Source organism: Maribacter hydrothermalis, from assembly GCF_001913155.1.
GTDB lineage: Bacteria > Bacteroidota > Bacteroidia > Flavobacteriales > Flavobacteriaceae > Maribacter > Maribacter hydrothermalis.
In genome coordinates this window covers 2,476,761-2,500,874 of sequence record NZ_CP018760.1, presented here as the reverse complement: position 1 = coordinate 2,500,874, position 24,114 = coordinate 2,476,761, and the positions used below count along the sequence as shown (strand labels likewise).

Annotated in this window: 23 protein-coding genes; 5 read left to right on the top strand and 18 right to left on the bottom strand. The window is 34.5% G+C overall.

The features are described from left to right. Window positions 1–123 precede the first annotated feature (123 nt). Window positions 124–1,227, top strand: a complete 1,104-nt coding sequence (locus BTR34_RS10645) for a DUF4407 domain-containing protein (protein ID WP_068481306.1) — start codon at window positions 124–126, stop codon at window positions 1,225–1,227. Between the two features lie 62 nt (window positions 1,228–1,289). Here BTR34_RS10645 and BTR34_RS19175 read toward each other — a convergent pair whose 3' ends face one another. Next, window positions 1,290–1,418, bottom strand: a complete 129-nt coding sequence (locus BTR34_RS19175; RefSeq protein ID WP_262493626.1) for a hypothetical protein — start codon at window positions 1,416–1,418, stop codon at window positions 1,290–1,292. A gap of 505 nt (window positions 1,419–1,923) precedes the next feature. Here BTR34_RS19175 and BTR34_RS10640 point away from each other — a divergent pair. Continuing rightward, window positions 1,924–6,843, top strand: a complete 4,920-nt coding sequence (locus BTR34_RS10640; protein ID WP_197496119.1) for a translocation/assembly module TamB domain-containing protein — start codon at window positions 1,924–1,926, stop codon at window positions 6,841–6,843. Beyond that, complete coding sequence (gene tamL / locus BTR34_RS10635; protein WP_068481300.1) at window positions 6,833–9,157, top strand: translocation and assembly module lipoprotein TamL; 2,325 nt, start codon at window positions 6,833–6,835, stop codon at window positions 9,155–9,157. Before BTR34_RS10640 ends, tamL begins: the two co-directional genes overlap by 11 nt. A gap of 3 nt (window positions 9,158–9,160) precedes the next feature. Here tamL and BTR34_RS10630 read toward each other — a convergent pair whose 3' ends face one another. The 10 genes from BTR34_RS10630 to hemW all read right to left on the bottom strand — a co-directional run bounded on the left by BTR34_RS10630 (window position 9,161) and on the right by hemW (window position 17,330). Further along, window positions 9,161–10,162, bottom strand: a complete 1,002-nt coding sequence (locus BTR34_RS10630; protein ID WP_068481297.1) for a metal-dependent hydrolase — start codon at window positions 10,160–10,162, stop codon at window positions 9,161–9,163. A gap of 215 nt (window positions 10,163–10,377) precedes the next feature. Further along, window positions 10,378–12,150 (bottom strand): MutS-related protein, encoded by a 1,773-nt coding sequence (locus tag BTR34_RS10625; RefSeq protein ID WP_068481294.1) that lies wholly within the window; start codon window positions 12,148–12,150, stop codon window positions 10,378–10,380. An 89-nt stretch (window positions 12,151–12,239) separates the two neighbouring features. Continuing rightward, on the bottom strand, window positions 12,240–12,722 hold the full coding sequence (locus BTR34_RS10620) for an ExbD/TolR family protein (RefSeq protein WP_068481291.1): 483 nt from the start codon (window positions 12,720–12,722) through the stop codon (window positions 12,240–12,242). 4 nt (window positions 12,723–12,726) lie between these two features. Next, the gene (locus tag BTR34_RS10615) at window positions 12,727–13,344 is read right to left on the bottom strand and encodes an ExbD/TolR family protein (protein ID WP_068481288.1); all 618 of its coding nucleotides are present in this window, start codon (window positions 13,342–13,344) and stop codon (window positions 12,727–12,729) included. Between the two features lie 124 nt (window positions 13,345–13,468). Beyond that, a complete protein-coding gene (locus tag BTR34_RS10610) occupies window positions 13,469–13,825 on the bottom strand; it encodes an MmcQ/YjbR family DNA-binding protein (protein WP_068481285.1) in 357 nt (118 codons plus the stop codon). Window positions 13,826–13,950: 125 nt separating this feature from the next. Then, entirely contained in the window at window positions 13,951–14,346 is a 396-nt protein-coding gene (locus BTR34_RS10605; protein WP_068481282.1) for a Dabb family protein, read from the bottom strand. A 23-nt stretch (window positions 14,347–14,369) separates the two neighbouring features. Next, the gene (locus BTR34_RS10600) at window positions 14,370–14,990 is read right to left on the bottom strand and encodes a DUF4230 domain-containing protein (protein ID WP_068481279.1); all 621 of its coding nucleotides are present in this window, start codon (window positions 14,988–14,990) and stop codon (window positions 14,370–14,372) included. Beyond that, a complete protein-coding gene (locus BTR34_RS10595) occupies window positions 14,983–15,342 on the bottom strand; it encodes a DUF4260 domain-containing protein (protein WP_068481276.1) in 360 nt (119 codons plus the stop codon). The genes BTR34_RS10600 and BTR34_RS10595 overlap by 8 nt, the downstream gene beginning before the upstream one ends. 2 nt (window positions 15,343–15,344) lie before the next feature. Beyond that, entirely contained in the window at window positions 15,345–16,091 is a 747-nt protein-coding gene (locus BTR34_RS10590) for a cyclase family protein (RefSeq protein ID WP_068481273.1), read from the bottom strand. Between the two features lie 105 nt (window positions 16,092–16,196). Continuing rightward, complete coding sequence (hemW, locus tag BTR34_RS10585) at window positions 16,197–17,330, bottom strand: radical SAM family heme chaperone HemW (protein ID WP_068481270.1); 1,134 nt, start codon at window positions 17,328–17,330, stop codon at window positions 16,197–16,199. Between hemW and BTR34_RS18950 the strand changes: the two genes are divergently transcribed. Then, a complete protein-coding gene (locus BTR34_RS18950; protein WP_197496127.1) occupies window positions 17,268–17,432 on the top strand; it encodes a hypothetical protein in 165 nt (54 codons plus the stop codon). The two genes, hemW and BTR34_RS18950, sit on opposite strands and share 63 nt — an antisense overlap. Here BTR34_RS18950 and BTR34_RS10580 read toward each other — a convergent pair. The 6 genes from BTR34_RS10580 to BTR34_RS10555 all read right to left on the bottom strand — a co-directional run bounded on the left by BTR34_RS10580 (window position 17,401) and on the right by BTR34_RS10555 (window position 22,842). Beyond that, a complete protein-coding gene (locus BTR34_RS10580) occupies window positions 17,401–17,766 on the bottom strand; it encodes a four helix bundle protein (RefSeq protein ID WP_068481267.1) in 366 nt (121 codons plus the stop codon). The two genes, BTR34_RS18950 and BTR34_RS10580, sit on opposite strands and share 32 nt — an antisense overlap. Window positions 17,767–17,816: 50 nt before the next feature. After that, entirely contained in the window at window positions 17,817–18,371 is a 555-nt protein-coding gene (ruvC, locus tag BTR34_RS10575) for a crossover junction endodeoxyribonuclease RuvC (protein ID WP_068481264.1), read from the bottom strand. A 5-nt stretch (window positions 18,372–18,376) separates the two neighbouring features. Then, window positions 18,377–18,853 carry an energy transducer TonB gene (locus BTR34_RS10570; protein ID WP_068481261.1) on the bottom strand — a complete coding sequence of 159 codons (477 nt, stop codon included), beginning with the start codon at window positions 18,851–18,853 and terminating at the stop codon, window positions 18,377–18,379. A gap of 193 nt (window positions 18,854–19,046) precedes the next feature. Further along, a complete protein-coding gene (locus BTR34_RS19130; RefSeq protein WP_068481258.1) occupies window positions 19,047–20,888 on the bottom strand; it encodes a M56 family metallopeptidase in 1,842 nt (613 codons plus the stop codon). Beyond that, entirely contained in the window at window positions 20,885–21,247 is a 363-nt protein-coding gene (locus BTR34_RS10560) for a BlaI/MecI/CopY family transcriptional regulator (RefSeq protein WP_068481255.1), read from the bottom strand. Before BTR34_RS10560 ends, BTR34_RS19130 begins: the two co-directional genes overlap by 4 nt. Window positions 21,248–21,297: 50 nt before the next feature. Next, on the bottom strand, window positions 21,298–22,842 hold the full coding sequence (locus BTR34_RS10555; protein WP_068481252.1) for a hypothetical protein: 1,545 nt from the start codon (window positions 22,840–22,842) through the stop codon (window positions 21,298–21,300). Window positions 22,843–22,964: 122 nt separating this feature from the next. On the opposite strand from BTR34_RS10555, the gene BTR34_RS10550 reads away from it, so the two are divergent. Continuing rightward, window positions 22,965–23,480 (top strand): DUF456 domain-containing protein, encoded by a 516-nt coding sequence (locus BTR34_RS10550; RefSeq protein ID WP_068481248.1) that lies wholly within the window; start codon window positions 22,965–22,967, stop codon window positions 23,478–23,480. Window positions 23,481–23,490: 10 nt separating this feature from the next. Here BTR34_RS10550 and BTR34_RS10545 read toward each other — a convergent pair whose 3' ends face one another. Next, window positions 23,491–24,045 carry a nitroreductase family protein gene (locus tag BTR34_RS10545; RefSeq protein ID WP_068481862.1) on the bottom strand — a complete coding sequence of 185 codons (555 nt, stop codon included), beginning with the start codon at window positions 24,043–24,045 and terminating at the stop codon, window positions 23,491–23,493. Between the last annotated feature and the right edge of the window lie 69 nt (window positions 24,046–24,114).

Here is a 24,114-nt window from a genome sequence, read left to right as displayed (position 1 = left end):
CATATGTTAAAGCCCTCTTTTCGAGGGCTTTTTCAGTACCAAAAATCAAATAGTTACGTTCACACATTATATATCATCATCAGCTTACCCACTATTAAGTAGGTAAGAATCAAATCAATCATCATGATACAAGACTTTTTTATTCTCTGCTCAGGTGCAGACGCGGAACTTTTAAAAACATGCTCCAAAGGGGAGCAAAACAAGTATGCCGGTATTGGTGCAACTGTATTCTTTACTGCTATTATGGCATTTATTGCCAGTAGTTATGCGCTTTTCACCGTTTTTGACAATGTATATGCCGCAGTTTTCTTCGGATTAATTTGGGGATTGCTGATATTTAATTTAGACCGTTTTATAGTTTCCACTATTAAAAAGAGGAACAGCTTTGGTCAAGAATTCTTGCAAGCTACTCCGCGAATAGTACTCGCAATTATCATTGCCATTGTGATATCAAAACCTTTGGAAATGAAAATTTTCGAGAAAGAAATCAATCAGGTATTATTAGAGCAAAAGAATGACCTTACGCTTGCCAACAAAGACCAACTTGCACTGCAGTACACGCCCAAAGTTGAACGATTAAATCAAGATATCGCTGCGTTAAAGAACGAAGTTCAAATAAAGGAAACCGAGACGAACGCGCTGTACGATATTTACATTAATGAAGCCGAAGGCACAGCTGGAACTAAATTACTAGGGAAAGGACCTGTTTATGCCGAAAAACGTGAAAAGCATGATGCCGCACTTGCCGAATTACAGACGCTGAAAACTACGAATGCAGAAAAAATAGCGGGTATAGAATCTCAAATTACCGCATTGGATACTGAATATACTGAGGTAGTCAAAAATTCGCAACCCATTATTGATGGTTTTGACGGATTAATGGCAAGAATAACTGCTTTAGATGAATTACCGTGGCTTCCTTCATTTTTTATATTTCTTTTGTTCCTAGCAATAGAGACTTCTCCCATCATTGCAAAACTACTTGCGCCAAAAGGGGAATATGACGTTAAACTAGAGGAAGAAGAAAGTATATTATCCACTTGGGTTGAGCAAAAATTGGCACAACGTAAACTTATAGTCTCTACTGATGGAGAAATAAACCAAAAAATCTATGAAGATTTAAAAGGTGAAGAAGAGTTATATGGTTACAAAAAGAAAAAAGCAGAGGAGTTGCTCCGTTTACAGGCCGATAGTTTTCATAGCATACAAACAAAAGGCTTAAAATAAAAAAGACCAATATTTCTATTGGCCTTCTTCGATTTGGGGGGAACTATTTTTACATCTTTTTTTTAAAATGCCATAGCCTCAAGAATCAATTCTGAATTTGTAATAGTAAAATTTGAAATTTCAAACATTTCATCATGGCTAGCGGTTTCAAAATAACCTAAACTTCTTTTTGTGTTTCTAAGTGCTATCATATGCTTTAATATTAGTGCTATTGTTTAATAATCGTTTAATTACACTCCAAAGGTATGTGCTTTGCGTCGTTCTAATTACCAATTATGGTTTAAGCCAAGCTAAGTGTAGACGGAATGTTATTAAGTTTAGACCAACTGTTCTCAACACTCAATTATATCTTAAACAATCAAAAAAATAGGATATATTGTATACAGATAATCTTCTTGACAAATAAGCTAAAATTATATATTGAACGGCTTAACTTTGCATTTTAATGGCAACACTCAAAGAAACCAAGAAAAAAAAGAGAAGGTTTTACAATCTGATAATCATAATAGTGCTACTAATTATAATTATATCGGGTATTTTGGCTCAACTAGAATAATTGTTTTTTAAGCCTCCTTGTTGAATATTACTATTCAATAACACCATGTTACCAAAATGGCCAAAAAAAATCGCAATCTTAAAAAGTATTTAAAATACCTAGGAAAATTTATCCTCGGTATATTTTTACTTTTTTTTATAATGGTATTGGTAATAAGAACCCCTTGGGCGCAGAACTTCGTTGTGTCTAAAGTCACTAAGTATATATCTGACAGAACAAATACCAAAGTAGAAGTTGGTAATTTGTATTTAACCTTCTCCGGAGATATTCACATTAAGAACGTATATTTAGAGGATGTAAAAGGTGATACACTTTTCTATTCAGAATCACTACAAGCAGATATTCCTATTTACCCTGCTCTTTTTAAAAATGAACTTTCTATTGACGGCGTCGTTTCTAAAGGTGTAGTTGCCCATATTAGTAGAAAGGAAAATCCTAAGGAATTTAATTTCACTTTTCTTATAGATGCGTTAACTACACCAACAGATAGCACGGCAACAACTTCAGAACCTATGAATATTGATGTAGGTAGTTTAGATGTATCCGATTGGACATTGAAGTATAGCGATGCCTATCTTGGAGCGGATATTAATTTAATACTTGGCAAATTAAAGTTAGATGTATCTGAATTTGACTTAGATGTCATGAAGTTTTCTTTGGATGATTTTGAGTTGAGCGATACAGAGTTTAAGTATCAACAATCTCATGCATTTCCAATAACCGAAGACACCACAAGTACAGCTCTACCATATATTGAAGTTGAAGATTTTAATGTAAAAAATTTAAACATCACCTACAACAGTCAACCCGATGGTCTACAGACTCAATTAAAACTTGGTACAATAGAACTTACGGAAATACTGGCAGATGTTTCTAAAAATAGATATGAAACGAATGATTTAGTATTTCAAAACTCACAAGTAGCTATTCAATTAAAAAGTGAAACATCTGTTAAAAGCGACACTGGTAATAGTGTACCCTTTGAATGGCCCAAGTTTATCATTGCAGCCAATGATATCAACATAGCAAATAACACGTTTAGCTATTCTTTAAATGGAACCAAACAAAGCAATGAAAGCTTTAACCCAAATGCTTTTAAAATTGAAAAGGTACAACTACAAGCTGAAGATTTAAAATACCAACCAGAGAAATTCAACTTAGATGTTTCTAAGTTCTCCTTTTCAGAGGCGAGTGGCATAGGCTTAAAACAATTGGCTTTTAAGGCTGGTTTATCAGATACCGCCGCTTCACTTTCAAATTTGGTTTTACAAATGAACCAAAGCTCTGCGAAAGCAGATTTAAAAATACAATTTAGCTCCTTAAAAGCGGCATTGAAAAATCCGGAAAAAAGCACTCTTTCCGCCAATTTATCAGACCTAATTCTCGAGCTTAATGATGTACTACAATTGGTTCCAGAGCTTGCTCATAATCAATATTTAGATTCGTTAACCGCACACCCCATTATCGGAAATTTAAAAGCCCAAGGCAGTTTACAAAAAGTAAATGATTTTAGCACGGCATTCCAGTGGGGAGATGATACTACATTTGCCACAAAAGGGAGTATCAGCAATCTTACCAATACAGATTCTCTAACTTATAATTTGAACAGTATTGACATTAAAAGTACTAAAAATGCCGTCAATAAAATAATATCATCCAAAGATTTAGGTATTTCTATTCCTGAAATTATTGTAGCTAAAGGTAAAATATCTGGTGGAACAACTTGGGTTAATCCTGAATTAAACATCAAAATTCCTGAAGGAACCGCTGACATAAATGCACGTGTAGATTTTGGAGATATCATGAAATTTAACGGTGCCGTTTCTGTAGATAGTTTACAACTTGGAAAGCTGCTGCAAAACGACCAATTGGGAAAAATTTCGCTTGAACTAAAAGGTAAAGGTTCGGGTAGTGAGCTAGAAAATTTAAATGCAGAAATAAACGGTACTATTTCACAAGTACAATACATTGGCTATACATATGAAAAGACAGCTATTTCTGGTAATTTAAAAGATGGTAACGGTGATTTCACCGCAAGTATAAATGACCCAAATCTGAATTTGAAAGCAAATGCTTCTATAGCATTTTCATCACAAGAAAATGAAATTAGTTTTACTTCAACTATTGTTGGTGCAGATTTACAGCAGCTAGGTTTTACAAAAAATAATATTAAAATTGCTGCAAATATTAATGGAAATTATACGGGCGTACCGTCAAATTTCACCATCAACACAACTATTGATGATGGAGTAGCAATAGCAGATAATGAACAATATCAAGTTTCTACAATAGCTTTAAAAGCACATATTGAAGATTCTATAACCGACGTATCAATACAAAGTAATTTCTTGAACGGGCAATTGGCATCTAACGCATCGCCCAACCGCATTACAAATGCCCTCAAAAAGCAAATAGAACAGTATTTTTCTACTGACGGCGACACTTTTGAAGCCGAAGATGATATTGACGCTAAACTGGCACTTGCCGTTATCCCTACTCCAGTATTATCCAAAGTATTTTTTAACGGAATTGAAGATTTAGATTCGCTAAATATAAACGCTAACTTTAATTCTAAAAAACAAAAGATTTCTGCTGAAGTAAAAGTACCCCACATTTCTTATGCCGGTAGCTCTATAGACAGTTTAAATGCTTTTATTAAAGGAGATTCCTTAAATCTTAAGTTCTCCGCTGGTTTGGCAAATTTAAACTATGATCCTATCCATCTAAAACAAACTTACTTAGAAGGTAGTCTTAAAAACAAAGAATTGTTGCTAGACTTCATTTCTAGAAATGATACCGTAAAGGTTATGCATATTGCATCTGGATTGGCGTTCCAAAAAGATACTCTAAAACTCCGTATTGACCCTAAAGATTTAATTTTAAACGAAAAGAAATGGGAAATACCTAAGGAGAATACCATAGTTTTTTCCGAAGCATATTCCAACTTTGAAAATTTCATCTTGACTAGAAATTCTCAAAAAATGGAAATTTCAAACAAGTTTCCAAATATGAATACTGAACATATTGGAATACTATTCGAGAATTTTCAATTACAGACCTTCTTAAGTTTTTTTAATCCTGATGAAGTTTTGGTAAAAGGTAAAGTGGAAGGCAACTTCGTAATTCTAAATCCGTATGCTGCTACTGGGTTAGTAGCAGATATTGATATTAAAGATTTTCAAGTCCTCCAAAATCCATTGGGCACCCTAACCCTAGACGCCACTTCTAAATCGCTATCTGAATATGATTTTGATTTGGCAATGAAAGATGGTGGTGCAGATCTTACCTTAACGGGAGACTATACGGCTAAAGAAAATACAGCATATTTAAATTTAGAGTTAGATATTCAAAAACTAGAAGCAAGTATCTTACAAGGATTTTCGAACAAGCAATTAACCAATGCCAAAGGATATTTAGATGGTAGCCTACTGGTAAAAGGAACTCTTGCTGAACCAAAATATTCCGGTAGAATAAACTTCAATGATTTTGGTCTAAGCTTAAACGCTTATAAAACTTCCTTGTCAATCGATAATCAATCCATCGATATAGACCAAGACGAGATTACCTTCAATGCATTTGCAATAAATGATATCAACCAAGGTAAAGTAACGATAGATGGAAAAGTAACTACTAATAGTTTTGCGAACCCGAGTTTTGATTTATCCGTAAAAACCGACCAATTTAGAATATTGGATTCTAAAAAAGGAGATGATGAATTGGTTTATGGTATTGCAAGCATAGAGGCAGATATTACCGTTAAAGGAGATTTGGAATTACCAGTTATAGACGGAAAACTACGTGTTCGCGATGTTACCGACCTTACTTATATTGTACCACAAGATCAATTGGACATTCAAGAACGTGATGGAGTCGTTATTTTTGTAAATAGAGAAAACCCTAATGCTATACTCACAAGAAATGAAGAAGAAACTACCAATTCATTTTTTGCCGGCATGGACATCAATACCCTATTAGAAATAGGCAATGAAGCAAAATTCACTATTGTTTTAGATGAAAAAACACAAGATAAACTTCAGGCATCTGGTAGTGCATTATTGAACTTAAACATAGACCCAAATCAAGACATTCGGTTATCTGGCAGATTGGAATTAAACTCAGGATTTTATAGAACTAGCTTATACAATTTAGTGAGTCGTGAATTTCAATTACAGAAAGGAAGCAGTATTGTATGGAGTGGCGACCCTTTTGATGCCAAAATGGATGTTACCGCAATTTATGAAATTGAAACCTCGGCATCCTCGTTAATGTCTTCTATAAGTTATGGGACCGACAGTAATGTTTCGGGATCATACCAACAATTAACTCCGTTTTTAGTGTATTTGAATATAGACGGACAGCTTACACAACCAGAAATTTCATTTGCCTTAGATATGCCCGAGAGTGCACAAGGTAATTTTGGTGGTGCCGTGTATGGTCGTATTCAGCAACTAAACGAACAAGAATCTGAATTGAACAAACAGGTATTCTCCCTATTGGCACTCAATCGTTTTTACCCAACCACAGGTAGTGACGGTAGTAGCGGTGGGGCCGTTTCTATTGCCAGAAACAATGTTAATAAAGTACTCTCAAATGAGCTTACCTCCATTTCTAACAAATTATTGGGTAATACAGGTTTTGAGCTTGGTTTTGATTTGGATAGTTTTGAAGACTATGAAACCGGCACAGCTCAAAGCCGCACACAACTGAATATTAATGCTAGTAAAAAGCTTTTCAATGACCGTTTGATTGTTACTGCCGGTAGTGCGGTAGATGTTGAAGGCAGTGCGGCATCAAGCGAAACTGCAACACCTTTGATAGGGAATGTAACCTTAGAATACTTATTAAGTGAGGAAGGTACGTACAGACTAAAAGGTTTTAGGCGCCAAGAATATCAAAATATAATCGATGGTCAACTAATTGTTACCGGAGTGGCATTTATTTTTGACCGTGAATTCAACAAATTTAGTCAGTTGTTCAATCCGTTGAAAAAAGAAAATACAGAAGACAAATCGTCTAAGAAAGACGCAAAGAAAAAAGAACAAGAGAACATTGAAAACTAATAATTTCACATATCGCTCATTCTGCTGCTTGGTATTCTTGCTCATCTACTCATGCGGCATAGAAAAATATATTTCAGAAGGCGAACAGTTATATACAGGTGCACAGCTTGAGTTAAAAATAGATAGTGAGCTTACTGATCATAAAGAAATAGAGACAGAATTACTAAGCCTTGTTGAACCTAACCCTAACACTACATTTTTAGGGATGAAGCCCGCCCTCTTTTTTCATTACAAAGCACAACGAGAAAAACCGGGATTCTTTTATAAATTCTTGAATAAATCTTTTGGTGAAGAACCCGTATATTTTTCAAATGTTAATCCTGAACGTGTTGAAGAATTGATATTGAACAGATTAGATAATAACGGATTTTTCTACAGCCGTTCATCATCTGAAGTTGTTCGTGATAGTAATTTTGCTTCAGTTAATTATACTGCTAGCCTGCCAGCGCCTTATGTTTTGGAAAATTACAATCTTGAATCTGACTCGCTGCCTATTTATAAAGAAATCGAAAAAATGTTACCAGAGACAGCGCTGGTAAAAGGAGATCGGTTTGACCTAGATTTATTGAAAGCTGAAAGAGCCCGATTAAACAACGGACTTAAACAGAAAGGTTTTTATAATAGTCAAGAAGACCTGTTAATTTTTGAAGCGGATACGAACCAATATAAGAATAGAAAATTCGATTTATTTTTACGATTGAAAAAAGATGTACCAGCAAGGGCGTCTATACCTTATACTATAGATTCTATAACCGTGTACCCCAATTATTCTATTGAAGGAGATACGCTACCTTTAACTAAAGAAAATGTTACCCAAATAGACAGTATCAATTTTGTACAGAACGAATTGTATTTTAAACCGAAGTTATTAGAATCGTACTTATTATTCAATAAAGGCAATCTCTACGACGCCAACACCTCTAAACAAACCAGCAACAGACTCTCTGCATTGGGCAGCTATAAATATGTAAACATTCAATATACAGAACTAGACACCACTGCAACAGATGGCGATGGCGGTTCTTTGGCCGCAAGCATTTACTTAGCGCCATTAACAAAACGGTCCATAAGGGCAGAATTACAAGCAGTAACTAAATCTAACGGATTTACAGGTCCTGGTATATTACTTAGCCATACCAATAGAAACGTTTTTAATGGCGGAGAAACCTTTAGTGTTTCTGCCAGTTTTAGTTATGAGTCACAATTATCTAGTGGGAGCAATTCTAGCCTAAGCAGCATTGCAGGTGGTCTTAAAGGAGAACTTGTAATACCCAGGTCCATCCCATTTTCACCAAGCAGATTCAAATATGCGGTACCAAAGACAAAAATATCCTTAGGAGTGGATTTTCTACAACGTAGCCAATTATTTACGTTAAATTCTGTAAATGCCACTTTTGGGTATACATGGAAAGAAAATCAGTATGTATACCACACATTGGACCCCATTAGCATTAACTATTCAAAATTGTCTAAAGTAACAGATGAATTCCAGACCATATTAGATGATAATCCGTTTTTAAGCCAGAGTTTTGACCAGCGCTTTATTGCTGGATTATTATATAGTTTTACTTATGACGAAGTATCGAAATTAAGTAAGGAGGCTCCTATTTATTTTTCTACAAATATTGATTTGGCGGGTAATATGTTGAATGTTTTCAGTGGTGGTTCCGGAACTGTTTTTGGGTCGGAATATGCCCAATACGCAAAAGCAGATGCAGATTTACGATTATACTTGCGATGGAAAAAAGAACGCACCTTAGTTTCGAGGGTATATGCCGGTTGGGGAGTGCCTTATGGAAATAGTACCACATTACCGTTCGTAAAACAATTCTATTCAGGAGGACCATATAGTGTAAGAGCCTTTAACATTCGCTCATTAGGTCCGGGTAATTTTAATGCCGAAACAGAAAACGCCACTACCGATTATTTTGACCAGTCTGGTAACTTAAAACTGGAAGCAAATGTAGAATATCGTTTTCCGTTATTCTCGTACTTAAAAGGTGCTTTTTTTGTTGATGCAGGAAATGTTTGGCTAACTGGGGATTATTCTGACATTGAAGCCGACCAACTGAACAGTAGCTTTTCTGAAACACTTTTTACAGATGGAAAATTTGAGAAAGATTGGTTAAAAGAAGTTGCCGCAGGAGTAGGTTTTGGTGTACGATTAGATATTCAAAGTTTTGTAATTCGTTTAGATTTGGCATCACCACTACGCATTCCATATTTGGATGAAAACGACCGTTGGAATGTCCCCTTCTTTGGAAAGGCGGATAATAATATGACTTTAAACTTCGCAATCGGATATCCATTTTAAAAGTTAGTTTCCCCACATACGTTCCCAAAGCGCACCCAGTAAACGTTTCGCATCACGTTTAAATTTCGGTCTTTCTTCCACAATCAAATCTTCACCATTCGGAACTAACTTATAACTAAAGGCAAACTGGGTTTCATTTTCATTCATACTAATGAGTCCAAATCTTAAATCATTAAAGTAAAGTTGTCCTTCTTTTTCGGTAATGGTGTACCAGCCTTCGGTTATTTTTATCAATCGTTCTATTTTATCATTCATTGCCCATTTTCCCAGCAATGCATGATTTTTAGGATAAGATATAAACGAAATTGGCTGGGAATCAAAAAAAGAATATTCGCCCATTAAATAGGCGTCTTCCACATCTATGTTTGCCATCCACAGTACGGTATTTAAAGGAGCAGGACGCGTATTCATTTCACTATAAACAATACCCTGTTCGTCAAGCGCTTTCTCAAATTTTTGAAAAGCGATTCCTTTTAAAATCAATGTCAATACTAAATACACAGAACTAATTATAAGTCCGAGTTTCATATATTTTCTACGTTTTATTGCAGTCCGTTTTTGAAACATAGCCAATATCAGGAATATGACAAATGGAACCGTGTACAACGGATCTATCACGAAAACACTTTGAAACGCCAACCGAATTTTAAAGGGCCAAAATAATTGAGTTCCCCAAGTAGTGAAAGCATCTAATAACGGGTGAGTAAATAATCCCCAGAACATTAACCAAGACCACTCTTTCCAAGTAGCGGATTCTTTCTTATTTATCTTCCAGACAAACCACCCAAATACAGGCGCAAAAATTACCGAAAAGAAAATAGAGTGACTAAAACCTCTATGCCATTCGGTAGCCGTAACAGTATCAAGAAAATAGCCGGTAATTACATCTAAATCTGGTATGGTGCCAGCAATAGCACCATAAAGCATAGCCTTGTTGCCAACTTTCTTGCCTAGAACGGCTTCACCGACTGCTGCTCCAAGTACTATTTGTGTTAGTGAATCCATATGCCCTTGCCCCCTAACCCCCAAAGGGGGAATTAAAATTAAAATTCAAGTTCAAACTCAAAAATCAAATTCAAGCGCAAACATTTTTTGTTGTTGGTTGTTGCTAACAATAGAATACCTGAAATATATACGCTTCTTATCATTATTTTAAACAACTAATTTACTTCTATTTTGAGCTTGTGTTTGTTTTTTGAGTTTGTATTTGTATTTAAAAACTACTCAATAATCCCCATCTTCTTTAACAGAAAAGAAGCGTTCATATTCTGGCAAATGCCGTCTTTAAACGTATAATCGAAATGTAGTTCGTTGTCTATAATCTCTGCGTCAAAATAATGGTTCTTAACCGCATCATATTCATCGGCAACCGCACAAAGACTAAGATCATGGGTCGCTATAATTCCGGTAGATTTACTTTTTACTAAACGCTCTACAAATTTTCTTGAACCTAAAGCCTTATCTGTGCTATTGGTTCCTTTCAAAATTTCATCTAAAACAATAAAATAGCGATCTGTTTGTATTTCGTCTACAATGTATCTTAGGCGTTTTAATTCAGAAAAGAAGTACGATTCATCATCTGTCAATGAATCTGTAGTACGCATACTGGTAATTAACTTTATAGGAGAATAACTGACGGATGCTGCGCAAACAGGCAGCCCAATATTAGCCATCATAATCTGCAAAGATACTGTTCTTAAAAACGTACTCTTACCCGCCATATTTGCACCGGTGATAATAAAGAATTGTCCGCCCGCTATGGTAATATCATTCAATACACTTTTATTAGGGTCCAATAACGGATGACCTGCATTCATAGATTTCAGTACCACTCCGTTATTCGTGATGGTTGGGTACGTAAAATTCGGATGATTAAAAGCATAGTTTCCTAAACTGTTGTAGGCGTCAAAAAACGCGATGGTATTAAACCATGTCTCTACACTTTTACCATGTTCCTTAATCCATTTTTCAATAGCTAGGCAGTCAGTTAAAGAACGAAGGAAAAATCCGTTCGCAAAAATTAAATACAGTAGATTATTATTACGATCTAGGTTGCTTAGAAGTGATGCAAATTTCTTTAAGACCTTAGAATTATTTTCACCATTACTTAGAATATTTGCTTTCTGCTGTTTTAACAAATCTGACGTGAATTCTGTTTTTTCTATCATTGCCAATAGCTGATTGTACTGGTCAAAAGTAGATTTCATTTTAGTTGCACTTTGTCCTAAGTTGGTCACCTTTTTAGTAAACAAACCAACGATGATCATTCCTAACACCAACCAAGTAATCAAAACAGATTCTGGTAGGTAATCTAAAAAGTAAGCAACAAAAACAGCCACTGAAATAATTGAAAATACTAGCGGAATAAACTTCATTGCCTTTGGTACAAAAGGAATATAGTTCTTTAACCAAGTTGCAATAGTATGTGTAGAAGTTTCTGTTTTGGTCAATGCCGCCATAGCAGAAAACTCTTGTCTCCAATCTATTTTCTTACCTATTTCGGAAATCGCTTCTTGCTTGTTAATTATATTACCAATTGAATTCTCTTTATAGATATCAGATAATAACAAACTACCCTCAGCAAGTTTGGTTCTATTCGAGATTTGATAAAAAGACCCTTCACCGAACAAGTCAATATCTTGACTAAAAAAATGAATATCGTCTGCAAATTCTTTTCCGTTCGGTAATTTGGAATAATCTCTTTTCAGTACTTGTAGTTCTACCGTATTGATATCTTTTAAAGCCTCTATCTTAGCTTTTTGGTGCTTGAGATTTGTGTATGTACTTACCAAAAACAAAAATAACGGAATACCTATAAACAACACCCCAATAACATATTTAGCATTTACCGATGCAAAGTAAATTGCTACAATAGTACCCAAAAATATAACTAAGCGAAGTACGCTGAACGTAAATAACTTTTGATTTACCGCTTCAATTTCAGTTTCAAAACCTTTTACTCTTTGGGTGTAAAACTCTTCTAAATTCCTCATGAATAATTACCTAAAATAGAAAAGGCAAAGATAACCTTAGAAAGTGGTTTCTATAAATGGAAAGCAGATTTAAAAACATTCATTTCATTCTAAATATTATCTACAACGGCACCTTCATAAGTGGTATAGTTTATTTTCAACAGATTCACCATACGAAGTTGACTTTTAAGGTCCTCGATTATTCCCATTTTAACCCCAATGTCTGCTTTAATAGAGACTGTTGCAACACTTCGTAAATGCTGTGGCATCGATGATAGGGCTTGCAGGGCATAATCTCCGACTTCGTCTACGGTGATAAATTTATTTTCCATTTGAATTCTGGGCTCTTCCCCTAAATTTGAATTGCCGCCAGTCGTGGGTTTACCAATATATATTTCAATGACTCGGTCTTTCTTATCCAACTTTTCGGTTTCTGTTGCTATTGGTAAGGTATTCTCTACCAATAAATTTTGATTCTTCATAACAGTAACCGTCATAAAGAAAAAGAGAAGTATAAAAACGATATCTGGCAATGAAGCGGTTGAAACAGGAGGTAAGGTTTTACTAGATCTGTATTTGTTGAATTTTATCATGGCTTTAGTTATTTACGGTTTCTGGTTCTAGAATTTTCTGCGGAAAAAGTGCTCTTATAATTTCAAGGCGTTCTTTTAATATCCCCTTTTGCTCCACACTTATTTCTTCATTGTAATATGTTGAATTAATGGCTTCGTAAGTGGTATTGAATAATCGCAAACTTTCTCTATTGCGGAGGGAGTTGTAAGCACCTATTACCTCATTTTGCACAGCCACATAAACCGGATAACTACTATTTCGTTGTGCCTTTATAGAAATAATAGCCTTATCAGGGTTTTCAGATGAATCTGCCAACCCCTCTCCTTTACAATAACTACAATACCCTTCTTCTTGCATTGAAAACCCGCCATTATCAATAAATGCAATTACTTTTTCTCTAAGAATTTTAGGGTGTATAATATCACCTTCTGCCATTATTTTATCAGCATCATTTATACTGATTTCAAAAAGGTTTCGCTCTTTGATATCAACACTGTTATCAGTAATATCAGGAGGCATAGACCGGTTAAGTCCCGCATCATTTTCTATAGATGTGGTAACCAAGAAAAAAATCAATAATAGAAAAGCGATATCTGCCATAGAGCCGGCATTTACTTCTTGAGGTGATCTTTGGTTTTTCATAAATAGTGGTTTTAAGCACTATTAAGTACCAAAAATCATTTTATAAAAAGTAGTAAAAATGAGTGAATGCTGGTTTTGGGTGAGGGAATAGGAATTAAAAAATAAAAAGTAGATTTATTGAGTATTACTTTAAAGCCTTCAACTCCACCCTCAACTTTTTCGTGAGCTTAGAAACCACTAAATCATAAGAGTGGTCAATAAGTTCTTTTGTAAACTCTTTAGAAATTTTGTCCAGGTATATGGTGTTCCAATGTTTTTTACTCATGTGCCATCCCTCTATAATACCATCATGTTCTTCACGTAGTTCTATGGCTTTATCTGGGTCACATTTTAGGTTAACACGTAATGGCACATGCTCTAATCCACATAAGGCGAACATTTTGCCCATTACTTTAAATACCAAGGTAACCTCATCAAAAGGAAAAGATTCTGTTACTCCCTTTTTGGCAATGCAGTAATCTCGGTATTCTTCAACGTTCATTCATATGGTTTTAAATAATCGTCACTAAAAAACATGCGATAATTCTTTTACTGGCTTACCGCATGTAAAATTAAATGTTAGTTCAATAGGATGAGAAGTGCCTTTTTTAAATATCATATTGTTTCTTAGATACTAGTAGAATCGTAAACAATTACTTTAGTCCACAATGCACTAGATTCTTCAATAAACACTTTGTGCGGTGCCTCATCTTGGTATGCTTGTTGAGATTCCGCAGAATCGAAACTTACAATTAAAGAATAGGTAAATGAGTCATCTACTACATCTCTACTTGCTTTTGGCGGCTTGCCTATAAATTGTGTTTTGGCATATGCCGAGTTATCTAAAAACTTACGTAAAGAAGTTTCAAAAGCAGTACGATCTGCTTGATTATCAGGGTTTTTCAACCAGAAAAATACGGTGTGGGAAAAATTAGAATCGAATTCAGTCATTTTTTTATCATTTTGACCAAAAGTTACTGTGGTCATAAGTGTTAATACAAGGATACAAATTACGTTTTTCATTTTCAATTTTGAGTTGTTTGTTATTATTCTTGGAGTAAATCTAGTTGTTTTTGCGGAATTTTAAGTGCGGAGTAATCAAGTTTCCAACCAATAGTTTCTACTATTTTTTCCATAATTAAAACGGTCTGCAAAGCTTCTTTTCTTGCGGTATCCATTAATCCGCTTTCCGGAATTTTTTCACGTATATGGGCTTTTGCTTCAGCATTTAGTTTGGTAAGGTCATCTGGAGCAAAAAAGTTAAAAAACCCGCTTTTAATATCGTAAAACTCTAATTCTGGTTCAATACTCAATACCTCTGGTTGCGGAAAATTATCGAGAATTATCTTTTTATTCGCTTCATCGGCATGCATTAGTAGTTTACTTAAATCATATCCAATTTGTGCCTTGGCTTTTATAACCACCAGCGCCTTCTTTTTACTACTTACTAAACTCATAAAGTCTTTTACGTTTTCATATTTATAGATTTCGGCAAACTCGCCTTCTACAGATATCAACTTACAAACACTTTTCATCTTTTCTAGCAATACGGTTGACTGGTGTGTAGTAATCTCTTTGCTTTTCTTGCCTTTAAAAAAGTTGAACAGCCAGTACATCCCAATTGCACCTAAAACTAACCCAAGAATGGTATCAAAAATATTATCCATTTTTATTTCCTATTTCTCCTAAATGAGTAAACTTAAACCCTTTATCATATTTAAGTCCGTAGCCAAAGATACGGTCCATAGCCGTATGTATAAAAAGAATTGTACCTATTAATTGAACAATGGGCAGCATAAAATAGATGCCCACAAAGTATAAAAGTATGGCGAAACCTCTGTGATGGAATACATTATAGCACACTGCGCCTATTTTTAAGCCTAATAAATAACCCAACATCGATAGATCTGGAGTTAAGATTAAAACAGGCAACCACCACCATTGGTAACCTAATAAGCCGAACATAAAAATACCGAGAATCATTAAGGCGAGTTCTTCTAATTTGATTAGATTTTTCATAACTATTCTATTTTATAAAGTACCGGTCTGCTAGGGCTGGCATCATTTTCAATAGGCGCCACCTGTAGGTTTAAAAAGTACGAACCATCTATAATCGAATCGGGAACATAAATAAATTCTGTAATGGTAGCGATTAATCTCACTTCACCATTAAAATTCCAAAATGCCTTGTGCGCCAAAAGAGCGCCGTTGTCCTTTTCTTTGTCGACAGATGGCAGGTCTATCAACAAGTGCTCTACCCCAACCTCTCTGACAAAAATCATAGCATCTTCTAAAATGTAAGGCGGATTCGTATTTGAATACTGCCTATTTCGTTTTAATGCTGAATTCGGAAGCGTTCTTAGGACTAATGCCATTGGTGTTTTATTGCCCAACGCTTTTTGAAGTTGATCTTTAGTAATTACTAAATCTCCTTGTTCTTCAATTGGTGTAATGGTAATTACCTCTGCTAAAAAGAAATACTGTTTTAAATGTTGATTTACAGATTGATGTGCTGCAGATATATGACCAACACACTCCGTATGCGTACCATGCGCATGCGGATTGAATGAAATATCATAAAAATTGGTACTTGACCCAGCAGGAATACTACCAACAAAATCCTTATCCCGATGCGGTTCTATTGTTGGAGAATCAACATACCAAGCGTTTACATTGTCCTTTTTACTGGTTATCGGTATTGAAATATCCAATGGTTTAGACAGGTCAAATTGATACTGGTTAGCATTGTGGGTTATGGTAGTCTTCATTATATAAATTGTAAACCTTTGTTCAGACGTGTGGTCTGACTAGATTTTGTTTTTAAGAAGTAGAAAATTACGGAATTTTGAGTTGTATAATTATAATAACAACCGCTATTTCAAATTTACCATAAACAAATCTGCAGCGATGCCATCGGCTAAAAACATTCCTTTTTTAGTGGTTTTGAGAAGGTCACCATCAACAAAAAGTAAATGCTCTTCTAAAAACTTATCGGCTTGTAGTAATGCGTATTCTTTGTATTTAGGTCCGAATTCTGTCGCTATTCTGTTTAACGAAACTCCCCAGATAGTTCGTAAACCTGTCATTATATACTCGTTGTATTTATCGGTCGAAGAAAGCACCTCAACTTCCATAGGTAAAATGTTTTGTGCTATGGATTTAATATACTTGGGATTATTATCAATATTCCACCCACGTTGAACACCATCAAATGAATGTGCAGACGGACCAATACCTATATATTTTTTCTGCTGCCAATAGGCAGAATTGTTTTGTGAATAATAGCCAGGCTTCCCAAAATTGGAAATCTCATAACAATCGAAGCCTGCTGCTAATAAAGTGTCGTTCAATAAATTGAAATGCTCCTGTGTTTCTTCGTCGGTAGTGGGAGTAATTAATCCATCTTCCACAAACTTGGCAAGTGCTGTTTTAGGTTCAACCGTAAGAGCATAACTGGAGATATGCGGAATACCGAAACCTAATGCCTTTTTTATATTCTGTTTCCAACGTTCTAAAGTCATGTTTGGCATTCCGTAAATTAAATCAATCGAAATATTATTGAAATACTGACTTGCCAATTGCAAACATTTTTCAGCTTCCAGAGCATTATGCGCTCTGTTCATCAGCTCTAAATCTTCTTCAAAAAATGATTGTATACCAATACTTAATCTGTTTATCGGACTAGCTGCCAATTGTAGTATTTTCTCCTCTGACAAATCATCAGGATTCGCCTCTAAGGTAATCTCCGGATTGCCAATAACATCATAATGTTCATGAACCGCAGCTATCAGCTGCTCAATTTCCGAAGTATCCAAAACAGACGGCGTACCACCACCAAAATATATGGTTGCTACGGACTCCCCAGAGAATTCCTCTTTACGCAGTTCCAGTTCTTTGCACAATGCATTCACCATCGTCTCTTTTTTTCCCAAAGATGTTGAAAAATGAAAATCACAATAGTGACAGGCTTGTTTGCAAAATGGGATGTGGATGTAGATTCCGGACATAGTTTCAGTTTTCAGTATCAGTGGGCAGTTTCAGTTGGCAGTGTCAATTTTCAATTGACAGATTCAGTTCTTATTCTGAACCGAATTTACTTGGGTTATTAATCATATAATTTAACAACTTACCTACTTCTTCACTATCATTCTTAAAATCATTAAAAGTTGATTGGTCAATATATTCACATTTTAATGCAAACTCTAGCCAAGTTTGAGTTTCTGAATTTTCTGCATCACTATCGGTTAACTTACTTTTAAAATGTTTAGGGTAATTTCTTTTACGATATGCTTCTGCAATATTAGCACTTACACTTCTAGACGAACGTCTTATTTGGTCAGTCAAGGAAAATTTCTCTTCTTTAGGAAAGTTTTTTGAAACGTAAAATATCTTCATGGCAAGCGCAAAAGACTTCTTATAAGCCAATAAATCTTGAAATTGCATATATACTTTATTTATTACTGCTACTGCTAACTGATACTGCCAACTGAAAACTACTTCTTAACTCGTTTCTCGTTCTGCTTTACAAAGGCATCCCAACCCGTATAACTTTTCCCAACCTCAACCCGGCCTTCATTATAAAAATGACATACTGCAGCAGCTAAACCATCTGTGCTATCAAGATTTTTAGGTAGCGTTTTAAGTCCTAATACACTTTGTAACATTCTAGCGACTTGTTCCTTACTGGCATTACCATTACCCGTAATGGCCATTTTAATTTTTTTGGGAAGGTATTCTGTAATAGGTATTTGACGTGATAGTCCCGCTGCCATGGCAACTCCTTGTGCACGCCCAAGTTTTAGCATGGACTGTACGTTCTTACCAAAGAAAGGCGCTTCAATAGCAATTTCATCTGGGTGATAGGTGTCGATTAGTTCAATAGTACGTTCAAAAATGAGCTTTAGTTTGGTGTACGGATCACTATATTTTTGAAGAAGCAACTCGTTCATTTGAATAAACTCCATCTTTTTGCCCACTACTTTAATGAGTCCGAATCCCATAATGGTCGTACCTGGATCAATACCCAATATTATTTTTTCGTTCGCCAAAATGCTTAGTTTGTATTTAATTGAACAGGAATACGGTATTTTGTATTTACGGGTATTCCTCTTTTTAAAGCAGGTGCAAGTTTAGGAAGATTCTTTAAGCTTTGGGTAATGACACCATCAAATTCTGGCATTTGATTTAATACCAAAGCATTCTTTTCAATATTGGCCACGTTTATTCTACCTAGGGTATCTATAACAAAAATAACCTCCACAGTTTCACTTTCTTTATCGGTCAACGTAAATTCAAAATCATTTAAGGTTTCTTGAAAATGAGAAATCAAGGTTTCTTCAAAACAAATCCTTTGTTGTTCTTTAGTAACCGCTTCGTCGCAAGTATAAAAGAACGGGTAAGAATCTACACTGTTCCAATCTATATGGCGTAATTCTTCATTAATAAGTTCTTGGGTTCTTTTTTGTTTAGACTCAAAGAACGAACATGAACTTACAACCAAAAAAAGAAAAAAGAAGACAAATTGTTTCATTACACCTGTTCTACAAGTGAAATTACGATTTTTTTAGCCAGAGAACTTACGATAAATAATTCTTGTTATTAGAACAATTTAAAATACACCTCATAAAGGTGTATTTTATATCAATGACAATTTATTCTTATGGTTTTCTAATAAATAGATTGCTAAACTCCGTTCGCAAAGATGTTTATTGCCAATTCTTAATCTACTGCAATTTAAAATTTATAGGAATAGAAAAAGGCACATTAACTGCTTTGCCTTTATGTTTTCCAGGAGTCATTTTTGGCAACCGTTTAATAATGCGTTCCACCTCATCTTCTAACAATTTATCAGGACCGCGCATTTTAATATTTTCAATAGTACCTTCTGAAGAAATGATGAACATAGTACTTACTCGCCCCTCTATGTTGGCATCTTGTGCCGCCTGTGGGTAATTAAAATTTTTACTGATATGTAATTGTATTTTATCATTGAAACAAGTGCGTTTATCAGCAGCATCTTCACAGCCAGGGAAAATTGGAGTCTCATCTACCACAGCGAAAGCAACATCAACACTATTTAGTTCGCCATAAACCTTTTCTGTAACAAACTGAACTCCATATGATTCTTTACTTCCAATTAAATCTTTATTGTTCGTACCAATTAAAAACGAATTTGTATCATCATGAAGAATAATACTCGTTAAGTAGTCGGGCTCATTTTCTAAGCTAGCCAACAATTCATTAAATTTCTTAATTTCACCAGCATCTAATTCTTTGGTATTCGCTACTACAAATTCTTTGTAATCTGACGGATAAAATTCCAAAGTGTTGTCATAATAGGCAATAACCTTTCCATATGATGCAACTGATGTTTTTAACTTCTTATCTATCAATTTAAAAGTTTCTTTCCCTCTGATAAAGCTATCATATCGTTCAGAAGAAGGCAACATAAATGCTATATTCAAAGGTTCCTCTTCCGGATGTTCCTTTGTATACCCTTTACTTACTAGCTCGAATATTTCACCTTGCACTAATTCATATAGAAAAAATTCATGTTTAGTGAGTGTTTCTGATGGGTTATTATATTTTTCTGCTAAACCGGAGGTTTCTAAAAAATCTAAGTCAATATTATTTTCTTCTATATCCGCCTTTACTTCCGTTATTAATAACTCATCACTTTTTAAAGATTCTTGACTATCAGAAGAAGTTTTATCTAATTCACACGAACTATACAACAACATCCCTAACACCATGGGCACTAACAGTAAATACTTCAACTGCCAAACTTTTTTTGATTTTGATTTTTGTAACATGACTATTCGTTTTTTGATTAATGATTGTGTAAAAAATTGATTGATGAATGATATATGTTCGGTCTGAAAAACCTGAGACAATAACTGCTCGTAGTGCTCCGTTTTATGCGCTTTAGAAACATGGGAATCGGCAATAAATTCATGAACTTCTGAAATACGATTTTGATATACGTATACTAGCGGATTAAACCAGCCTACAATTCGCATAAGCTCAAAGAACAACAAATCGTACGTATGCCCTTGTTTTATATGTACCAATTCATGTTCAATTATGGTGTCATGCTTCATTTTTAATACATGGTCACCAATAAAAATGGATTTAAAGAATGAAAAAGCAATGCAACTGTTTGCTATAACTATTTGGGTGAACAAGGGGTATACAACCTTCTCCCCGCTCTTTCTTAAAAGATACAGCTGTCTAATCTTTAATCCGAATAACAACATTGCCACTAACATTCCGCCATAAAAAATACCTTCTTGCCAAGTAAGGTCCCAGCTAGAAGTTTCTTCAACGGGCACTACAACCTTTACATTTTGCAATCCCCATAAATACTCAGGATATTGAACAAATGTTTGTGGTACTTGCTGCTTAAAAGCTTCTATTTTTACCCAAGGTAAAATCAAGGACAATACAAACGTTCCTAGTAAATAGACTCTGTTCCATTGAAAAAAGGTCTCCTTCTTTAGAAAAAAGTCATAAATAACCAAGAAAAGAAGTTGAAAAGCGATGCACTCCAAAATATATTGTATCATGGTTTTTCCTTTTTAATTTCTTTTAATATCGACTCCAATTCCGACAGGCTCATATCATTCTTCTTCATGAAAAATGACACCATACTTTTAAATGAACCTTGAAAATAGCCGTCTACCAATTTATTGATGGACTGGTTACTATAATCGGACTTCATCACTAAAGGAAAATACAAATACCCTTTCCCCTCTTGCTCGTGATCTACAAAACCTTTACTTTCTAAAATTCTAACTATGGTAGATACGGTATTATAGGCAGGTTTAGGTTCGGGTAATTTTTCAATGATGGAGGCCACATTACATTTTTGTAATTCCCATAAGATAATCATCACCTCTTCCTCTGCTTTAGTCAACTGTTTCATTATTTACTTTTTTTAAGTGATTCAATTAATATATGGTGCTTTAGTAAATTTTAATTTTTTTCAACCTTACGATTTTCTAAAACTTTACCTTCTTCATCAAAAATTAACATTCTAGTATTTTCGATTTTAATTGTAGTATTAAAGTTTTCACCGGGCAAAAGCAAGTAACTCTTAATAGGAACCTTATTAAAAAAACTTAGGTTTGTTTTAAACTCCGAATTATCAAATAGCGCTAATTGAATAGGTTTAGAATACTTATTATTATATGAAAAATTCCCTTTTATTTCACGCATATCCATATTATTCAAGATAAAGTAATCAGTCGTTTTAAATCCTTCTTCAAAATTTTCACTACTCAAAATTGACAAACTATTTGTTAGTTTCTTATACTGATTTAAAGTAGTTTGAGAAAATGTAATAGGATTTATATCATAATTTTCTTTAAAAATAGAGGCCATCCATAATTTTCCGTTGACATCTGCTGTTTCAAAAATATGTGCAATACCAGCAAGGACTAAAACTTTAGCATTTTTATCTATTTCAAATGTTTTTCGATAAAGATTTTCTGCCTGTTCCAATTCTCTTTCCTCATTTTCATTGTAACTCTCATAACCTACTAACTTAAAATCTAGTGATTGAGCCAACCTAATCAACTCAGCATAATTCTGTTCTCTAGTATAATAACCAGTATCAGTTTTAACAGGATGTCCGGAGTTTAAAAGACTATCTTGATTATTAGCTAAACCTTCAAGTGCCAAATATTTAAAACCTAACTCCTTATAATCTGGCAATAATTCTATGAGTAGTTTTCGATGATTCGGATAAAAGTGATTTTCATTAAACATCACCAATCTTTCGTCTTTAGTGTTTTCTAGAATAAATTTAGATGCTTTTTTTTTGCCTTCAATAGCGTATTTAATAATAAGTTCTGCTATAGAATCTTTGCTTGAACTTGTTTCCCATTTTTGTAATAGACTATAATATTCATTATTAGGACCTAAAAAAGAAGCATAATTTAATTCCATTTGCAATTTGAAAAATTCTTCATTTTTACCAGAAACAGGATATTGACTTATTACACGAAGTGCGTTGAGAAAGCGATTTGATTTATTAAACGAGTTTAAAACTTCGTAAAAAGAACCTAAGTCGGTTTTGTAATCATCACCAACGATTAAATTTTTGAAAATTTGGTCAAAATCCTTATTTGCATTCAAACCATCTAAGAAAAATCCTTTAAATATAAACTTATGTCCACCTAATATTGTATCCCTTAAAAAATCTTCATTACTGTTTTTCAATTTCCTTGAAAGCTTAGAAGGCATTTCTAAAAAATATTCATAAAATGGAGCCGAAGTAGTTCTACCATATATTAAAACGTTTTGAAGATTATTCCGTTTTTTCACTGCAACTGTTAGCTCTTCCTTTGTTTTGGCATATCTAACATCGCCAAAAGATTTATGATGCAATTGTAGGGAATCATTTATGACGTGATTGTAAGTATCAGAAAACACTTCATTATACTTAAAGAAAGGACTAACTCGTTGTCCACAACCAGATAAAACTATAATACATAATATAACTATACTAAATCGCATTCTCAAATATAACTAAATATTTAGTTTAAACTAATTTTATAGTTGAAAAAATTATGTTTCAAGGATGATCATGTAACAAATGCAACCTATATTAGTCTTATCAGCAACACTCATTATTTACAATGGATATATTTTTATTAGTTTTAGGTTTTATATTAATGTTAGTAGGCATTTTAGGTAGTTTTTTGCCTGTTTTACCTGGACCACCAATTAGTTGGGTGGGTTTACTGTTACTATATTCTACTAGCGCTATTGCTATGAACTGGACGTTCTTAGGCATAACCTTTGTCATTGCTCTAATAGTTTTTGGGTTAGATTATGTAATACCCGCCATAGGTACCAAAAAATTTGGAGGCACAAAAGCTGGAGTTATCGGTACAACAGTTGGTTTATTAGTTGCATTACTATTCCCTATTCTAGGGCCCTTCGGAATTATTATATGGCCTTTTGTGGGAGCCTTGATTGGAGAACTACTGAATAAGGCAGACAAAAAAACCGCCACAAAAGCGGCTTTTGGTTCTTTTCTAGGTTTTTTAACTGGTACTTTTTTAAAATTTATGGTCGCTATTGTCTATTTAGGACTCTTCATTTCAAAAGCTTGGGAGCATAGTAATGCGCTATTTCCTTTTTTTAATTAATGTGTAACTATTACGATATCCATTCGGTTTTCGCTTCAATAGGTCCGCGTTTACCGTCGCTCAATTCGCCATCGAAATTACCCATATAGAAAAATCCTAGGCATTTTTCACCTTCCGCTAATGTCAAAAATTCGTCCATGTATTTTATGAGTCCGGGTGAAGACCAATAACACCCAATACCCATTTCGGTGCATTGCAACCACATATTCTGTACTGCCATAGCAACTGCCGCAACCTCTTCCCATTCCGGTAAAGATTCATTTGTATCTCTTTGCATACAAATAGCGATTATAGCGCTAGCCCTTTGTGGATTTTCCTGTAATTTCTTAATTTTTATAGCCTTTGGTCTTGGGTCTACCTCCTCATATTTTTTAGATAAGAAAGTTCCAAGTCTACCTTTTGCATCACCTTGAATCACTTTAAATCGCCAAGGCTCCGTACACTTATGGTTAGGTGCCCAATTAGCCGCTTCTAATACCTTTTCAATATCTGCCGTCTCAATTTGGACATCATTATATTGCACCGGAAATACGGAGCGCCTCTTTTTAATTATATCGAATATCATATTTTCGTTGTTTGTTTGTTCGCCGCGCGCATTTCGCAATACGCTGATGGCCATTTTTCTTATCTCTAT